Origin of the sequence: Sphingomonas sp. (assembly GCF_025353885.1) — a bacterium.
GTDB lineage: Bacteria > Pseudomonadota > Alphaproteobacteria > Sphingomonadales > Sphingomonadaceae > Sphingomonas_O.
The window spans coordinates 1-6,905 of the sequence record NZ_JANXNX010000012.1 but is presented as its reverse complement, the minus strand read 5'-3'; the positions used below and the strand labels follow the sequence as shown (position 1 = coordinate 6,905).

The following is a 6,905-nucleotide window of genomic DNA, read 5'->3' as shown; positions in this document are numbered from 1 at the left end:
ATCAGGGTACCGCTGGGAACGATCATTGCACTCTCCTGTAACGGATCGGTTATTCCTGGAGCAGCACTTCTGCCGGGGGGCGACCGGTTATTGCGGGCTAGGAGGAATCTTCCGAAGGATGATATTGGGAAGCGGCAGCCTGCGCCGTCCGCGCGAGTTCGGGCAGCGACTTTGCGCCCATCTTGTGCATGATCGCCGCACGATGATTTTCCACGGTGCGCTGACTGATCCCGAGATCGGTGGCGATGTTCTTGCTAGGATGGCCGGCCAGGACCATGTCCATCACTTCGCGCTGCCGTGTGGTCAGATCGGCAATATGCGCGGCCGCTTCCTCTTGCGCCGCGTCGATGAGCCGGGTGTCGTGCGACTGGTCGATCGCGCGCGCGATACTTGCCAGCAATTCTACGCGACCCATCGGCTTTTCGATGAAATCACAGGCGCCCGTGCGCATGGCTTCCACTGCGAGACCGACATCGCTACTGCCGGTGATCAGAATCGCCGGCAAATGATCGCCTCGGGCACGAAGCTCGTCCAGCAGCGCGACACCGCTCATGCCCGGAAGATAGGCATCGATAAGCAGGCAACCTTCACCGCCCGAACGATAGGCCCTCAAAAAGGTCTCGGCGCTTGCAAAGTCCTGGACGACCCGTCCGTCACTTTCGAGCACTTCTCTGATCGTCGCCCGGATTTCCGGATCGTCATCGACGACATAGGCTATGGGCACCCCCTTTGCCGCGATAGCCTTGACCCGTTGAGACGCGAGCGGTGCGCTTTGCGGGCAGAGCCGTTCGATCGCCGCGACAAGTTCGCGCGGCTTCACCGGTTTGCTCAACTGAATGCAGTCCTCACCCGCGATCCGGGCCAGCGACTCACTCGAAATATCACCGGTTAGGACAATGGCCGGCAATCCGTGCGGCAGGTTGTGCCGAAGCTGCGCCAAAAGTTCGAGGCCGTTGGTGCCGCCCGGCAGATTATAGTCGGTCAGCAGGATTTCCGGTCTGATTGCGCCGCCCGCGATCAGTTTCAACGCCGCGGCCGCGTCGGAAGCAGCTCGAACGATATGACCATCGCCCTTGAGCAACTGTTCGAGCAGTTCGAGCACATCGGGGTCATCATCGACGATGACAATTTTGCAGCGATGACGCTGCCGTTCCTCGGTGGGATCGGTCTCGATCATATCTGCGGCGAGTACAGGAGCGGCTACGACTGGGCTCGCGATCGTAACCGAGAAAATCGAACCCTTGTTCGGTACCGAGCGGACATCGACGGGATGTCCAAGCAAATGTCCGAGCCGTTGGACGATCGATAGCCCAAGGCCCAAACCAAGACTGCGTTCCCGTGCAGCGTTATCGATCTGGTGGAATTCGTCAAAAATGGCATGGAGTTCGTCAGCGGCGATACCGATGCCAGTGTCCCAGACCTCGATGCGCAATGTGTCGCCGCGACGACGGCAGCCGAGCAGGACTTTCCCGCGCGTGGTATATTTGACAGCGTTACCGAGGAGGTTGCGGATCATCTGTTCGAGCAACTGCGGATCACTGTAGACCAAGGCCGCGCTTGGCAGAATATGCAGCGACAGATTGCGCGACTGCGCCAAATAGGTGAATTCATCCCGCAGATGATCGAATATCGTCGCGATGGGGAAGGTAACGGGCTTGGCCTCAACCACGCCGGCCTCGATCTGGTTGATGTCGAGCAATGCATTGAGCATGCCGGACATCGCTCCCAATGTATGTTCGAGGCGCCTCAGCAATTTCTGTGGCTTTTCGCCCTCGACCGATTGGGCCAGCAATTCCTGAAGGAGTGTCAGCGACTGGAGCGGCTGGCGCAGATCATGGCTGGCGGCCGCGAGGAACCGTGACTTGGCAAGATTGGCGCGTTCGGCTTCCAACTTCGCGGCCTCGAGCGCTTTCGTGATAGATTTTCGTTCGGTGACATCCGCGAATGTGATGACGACACCTTCGACACGGTTGTTATGGGCAAGATAGGGGAAAATACGTCGCACGAACCAGGTGTCGTTCGGGCCGCCAATCTCGTGCTCGATCGAGGCCTCGTCCGCAAGAACCTGGCGCGCGTCGGTGAGGAGATCATTATCGGTCGCCATCGGCCGGAGGTCGGCGATCGGCCGACCGATGTCGCCTGAGATGATGTTGAAGAGTGACTTGATTGCCGGCGTGTAGAAACGGATCTTCAGATCCATATCGAGAAACAGCGTTCCCACATTCGTGCTGTAAAGGACGTTCTGGAGATCGTCGGATGTCAGCCGCTGACGTTCAAGCGTTTCCTGGAGCTGGCTGTTGAGTGCTGTCAGTTCCTCGTTAAGCGATTGCAGTTCTTCTTTTGAGGTCAACAGCTCCTCATTGGTCGACTGGAACTCTTCATTGACCGAAAGCGCGTCCTCGTTGATCGCCTTCTGTTCCTGGCTCGAGGTTTCCTGGCTCAGGATCGAGGTTTGCAGTTCGGCCTGCGTTGCCTCGAGTTCGCGCTCGAGTTCGGCAATCCGTGTTGGGTTGCTGCCGCTATGCGTTGAAGGCGCCCCCGCACTGTCCTTAAGCTCCTCCACGAAGCAGACAAGCAAAAGGTCTTCATGGTCGCCCGCAAGAGCCCGGACATCGATACTGAACCAGATGGTGACACCGTCACGGGTCAGGCGCGTGGGCCCGCCATCGACGCGCGGCGTCGCCTTGCTGACCTTGTCGATCGCGAGCCGCAACTTTGTCCGCAGTGCGGGTGTCGCCATCGCGAGCAGATCAAGTGTGGCATAGCCAGGCGCGATCCGCAGGTAGCGTTCCGTCGGTCCCATAGAGTAGAGGCACTGGCGCTTGCGGTTGATCAAGATAGCGGCTGGTGCGTGGCTGGCCAGGACTGCCCTGCGGCAAATGTCTGCCAGCGTCGTCTGGCGCGTAACCGACGCGGTCCTGTCGGCGCCGCCTATCACCGGCATGATTTCTCCAAAGCTCAGAGGGAAACCACCATCGCCGATCCGGCTGCGCGCAATGTGCCGGTAGAAGCGTTCGGATTTGGCGATGACCTCGAATCTGTCTTCGGCCTTACCGACCGTCTCGGACGATCCGAGCATCAAAATGCCGCCTTCGCGCAAGGCGAAATGGAAGAGCGAGATCACCTTGGCCTGGGCGTCAGTGTTGAGGTAGATCAGCAAATTACGGCAGGAAACGAGGTCGATCTTCGAGAAGGGCGGATCCGACAGGACATCCTGCACGGTGAAAACAATATCGCCGCGCAGGCTTGTCGCCACACGGTAACCCGCCTCGTCCTTGACGAAAAAGCGCGCAAGCCGGTCCGCGGGAACGGCGGTTGCAATATCGAGAGGATACAGGCCCTCGCGCGCCGTCGCTATCGCGTCCGGGTCGACGTCGGACGCAAAAACCTGCAATTTGATTTTACGCCCGGAGGCGTCGATCGCGTCCCGGCATATCATGCCGATCGAATAGGCTTCCTCGCCCGTGCTGCATCCTGCGACCCATATCCTGAGCGATTGATGCTCGGCCACGCCATGAATGAGATCCGGAATGATCGTTGCCGCCAGCGCCTCGAACACCTTGGGATCACGAAAGAAGCTGGTCACATTGATCAGCAGATCCTTGGCGAGCAATTCACGCTCGGCTGCATCGTTGCGGAGCAGGTCGAGATAAGAAGCAAGGTTGCCACGCTCGAGCGCTAGAAGCGCGATCCGCCTTTCGATGCGGCGTTCCAATGTGCCCGGCTTGTACTGCCGGAAGTCATGCGAGGTCTTGTCCTTGAGCAAAGCGATGATCTCGTCCAGATCGGTGGGCCGTAGCATCCTGTCATAAAAAAGGTGTGCCGCACTGCTCAGGATCGGAGCAGCACGAAGGGTCAGCGCTTTTGGTATGTCGGCCAAGGCAAGAACTTTATCGACCAGCCCGGTGCCGATCGCACTCCGGGGCATGCCGTCGTACTCGGCCTCTTCGGGTTTCTGCGCAATCACGTAGCCGCCTGCGGCCTTGAGCGCGGCAAGACCGCCGCTGCCGTCCGCACCGGTTCCGGACAGGACGACACAGATTGTTTGATGACCGTAGCCTTCGGCCAGCGAGCCGAGCAGAAAGTCGAACGGCAAGCGCGCGCCATGAGAAACCTGCTGTGGCGAGAGATGTAACGATCCTGCGCGGAGGGAAAGATAGCGGCCCGGTGGTATGACGTAGATATGGTCGGGGACAGGTGAGACGCCATCGGTCGCTTCGACGACCTTCAGCGCGGTGTATTTCGCCAGCAGTTCAACCATCAAGCTCTTGTGGGTCGGGTCGAGATGCTGGACGGGGATGAAGGCCATGCCCGTAGTGGCCGGCAATCCGGCGAGCAATTTCGACGTGGCCTCGAGGCCACCTGCCGAAGCGCCGATGGCGATGATCGGGATCGGACCGGGAGGCCCTCGCGCGGCGAGCGGGGTCGTATCTCTGACCAGTGCCGGTGCCGCGATATGGGCGCCTTCATTATGTCGCGCGGTCGCCGGCTCATTCTTCATTGCCATGCACCAGAGGGGTAGCACGTTCAAGGGCGTACCCTCCTACACATATTTACGGGCCGCGATGTATTCGCGGCAGCGCGACAGGATTTGAGTAGTTTCCGAGGCTCAACGACCGTCGAACTTCGCGCCAATGTCACGGCCGAACCCTGATTATGAAGCGCGTGCCGTTCTGCGCGCATGTGCATCGTCAAGCCGGTGGGGCGGCATGGGAGACCTGAACATGTACCCGACCCGCAACAGCCTGCCCGAGCACATCCGTGCGCAGTCGAATGAGATCCTGAACAAGCATCTCGCCGCCGCGATCGACCTTCACGCGCAACTCAAGCAGGCACACTGGAATGTGCGAGGCCCAGCGTTCATTGCCATCCATGAGCTGTTCGATCGAATCTCAGTCGAAGCCGAGGCTATGTCGGACATGATCGCCGAGCGGGTCTCGGGGCTAGGCGGCACAGCGCGCGGCACGATCCAGCTTGCCAGCGAGCGGTCGTTCCTCGCGCCCTATCTGCTCGGCATCGGCTCCGAGCACGAGCATCTCACCGCTGTAGCCGAGGCTTTGGCGACATTTGGCACCTCGACGCGTAGCGCCATCCAGGAAGCGGTCGCCTTTGGCGATGCTGATACCGCAGACCTTTTTACCGGCATGTCGCGCAATATCGACAAGCAACTCTGGTTTATCGAGTCGCACAATGTGCCCGGATGAACCGGCAACTGCGCCGCCGAGCCATCTCGACGCACCATTGCCGATACCCGGTGTCACCCCAAAGCCCTCCGCCGCGCGATTGGCTGCAAGGCGCCTGCGACACGCGATCGCAAACTGGGTCAATGAGAGCGGGGCAGGGGGTGAGTAGTGACCGAGGGGCTCAGGATCGTCATCGTTGAGGACAATGCCTTGATCGCGATGGATCTCGCTGACCTGCTGACCGCAATGGGCCATGATGTTGGGGCGATTGCGAGTACCGAAGTTGACGCCGTCGCGGCGGCAATGCGCTGCCAACCCGACCTGATGATCGTCGATGGAAATCTGGCCGAGGGGAGCGGTGTGGCGGCAATGCGCCAGATCCTTGCGAAGGGCTTCGTGTCCCATCTTTATGTCACGGGGGATCCGCTCCAGATATTACAGCTAGCGCAGAATGCGGTGGTTGTAGCCAAACCCTTCAACATGAGTGGCCTCGCGGACGGCATCGCCAAAGCGCGGCGCGTCACGGGCACGACGACGCCAGGCAAATCACACCAGACGGCTTAGGCCGCACCGCCCCTTACCGGCCGGTTCCGTTTTCGGTGCGATGGGAGAGCACGTATCGCCGCGTGTTTGAGTAACTCGGCGCTGATCAGATAGACTGTCACGATGGCCAGGATGCCACCCGACATCGCCAGTGGCGGCGTCTGGAATCCAAACGCTTTGGCTATCGGGGTGAATGGCAAGATCATAGCGACAACGAGCGCGCCGAGCGAAGTGGCAGCGAGCGCCGGTCGCGGGAGATCGGCCCAGGGCCTGCCGTTGGTCCGGATGATGAAAATGACCAGGATCTGTGTCGCCATCGATTCCAGGAACCAGGCCGTCCGGAATTCGGGCGGAGACGCGTGGAACAGGTAGATCAACCCACCAAAGGTCAGCAGGTCGAACGCCGACGATAAGGGTCCCATGACCGCGGCAAAGCGGATGAGCGCGCGCATGTCCCAGACTTGCGGCCGAGCGACAGCCTCGGGCCGGACCGAGTCGAACGGGATGCCGATCTCTGAGATATCGTATAGCAGGTTGTTGAGCAGGATCTGGGTCGGGAGCATCGGCAGGAACGGCAGAAAAAGTGAGGCCACCGCCATCGAAAGCATGTTGCCGAAGTTCGAGCTCGCCCCCATCCGCACATATTTGAGAATGTTGGCGAAGGTCCGCCGACCTTCCTCCACGCCGTCCGCGGCCACCGCCAGATCCTGATCGAGCAGGATCATGTCGGCGGCAGCCTGCGCGACCCCGGTCGCGCCCGATACCGACAGGCCGATATGCGCGGCCTTGAGCGCGGGCGCATCGTTGATGCCGTCGCCCAGATAGCCGACGATGGCGCCGCGCGCTTGCAATGCGCGGACGAGCCGCGACTTCTGATCCGGTGCAAGCCGGCCATAGGCATCGACCGAGCGAACTTGGACGGCGAGCGCATCATCGCTCAGATGCATCATGTCACTGCCCGACAAGACCCGATCGGCGCGCAGGCCGACCAGGCCCGCGAGGCGCTTGACCACGATTGGGTCGTCGCCGGACAGGATTTTCAGACGAACCCCGGCAGCTGCCAAGCGCGCGATGGCAGCGGCGGCCGTCGGCTTCGGCGGATCGGCAAAGGCGCACAGGCCCTCGAAGACCAGTCCGGTTTCGTCGTCCGTTCCCGGATCGCGCGATGCGCCCTCCCAG

4 protein-coding genes are annotated in these 6,905 nt (G+C 60.8%); 2 read left to right on the top strand and 2 right to left on the bottom strand.

All coding sequences use genetic code 11. The annotated features are described in order from the left end of the window. Positions 1 to 97 precede the first annotated feature (97 nt). Entirely contained in the window at positions 98 to 4,525 is a 4,428-nt protein-coding gene (locus Q0R02_RS01640) for a chemotaxis protein CheB (RefSeq protein ID WP_293880232.1), read from the bottom strand. Between the two features lie 184 nt (positions 4,526 to 4,709). On the opposite strand from Q0R02_RS01640, the gene dps reads away from it, so the two are divergent. Together dps and Q0R02_RS01630 are read left to right on the top strand one after the other, a co-directional pair. Beyond that, positions 4,710 to 5,204 (top strand): DNA starvation/stationary phase protection protein Dps, encoded by a 495-nt coding sequence (gene dps, locus Q0R02_RS01635; RefSeq protein ID WP_293880231.1) that lies wholly within the window; start codon positions 4,710 to 4,712, stop codon positions 5,202 to 5,204. A 147-nt stretch (positions 5,205 to 5,351) separates the two neighbouring features. Further along, positions 5,352 to 5,747, top strand: coding sequence for a response regulator (locus tag Q0R02_RS01630; RefSeq protein ID WP_293880230.1), 396 nt, complete (start codon positions 5,352 to 5,354; stop codon positions 5,745 to 5,747). On the opposite strand, the gene Q0R02_RS01625 is transcribed toward Q0R02_RS01630, so the two are convergent. Continuing rightward, positions 5,744 to 6,905: HAD-IC family P-type ATPase (locus Q0R02_RS01625; protein ID WP_293880228.1), on the bottom strand; the 1,162-nt coding region annotated here is incomplete at its 5' end. The genes Q0R02_RS01630 and Q0R02_RS01625 overlap by 4 nt on opposite strands.

Coding starts and splice junctions, on each gene's coding strand:
- dps (WP_293880231.1), top strand. CDS start 4,710: ATGGGAGACCTGAACATGTACCCGACCCGCAACAGCCTGCCCGAGCAC.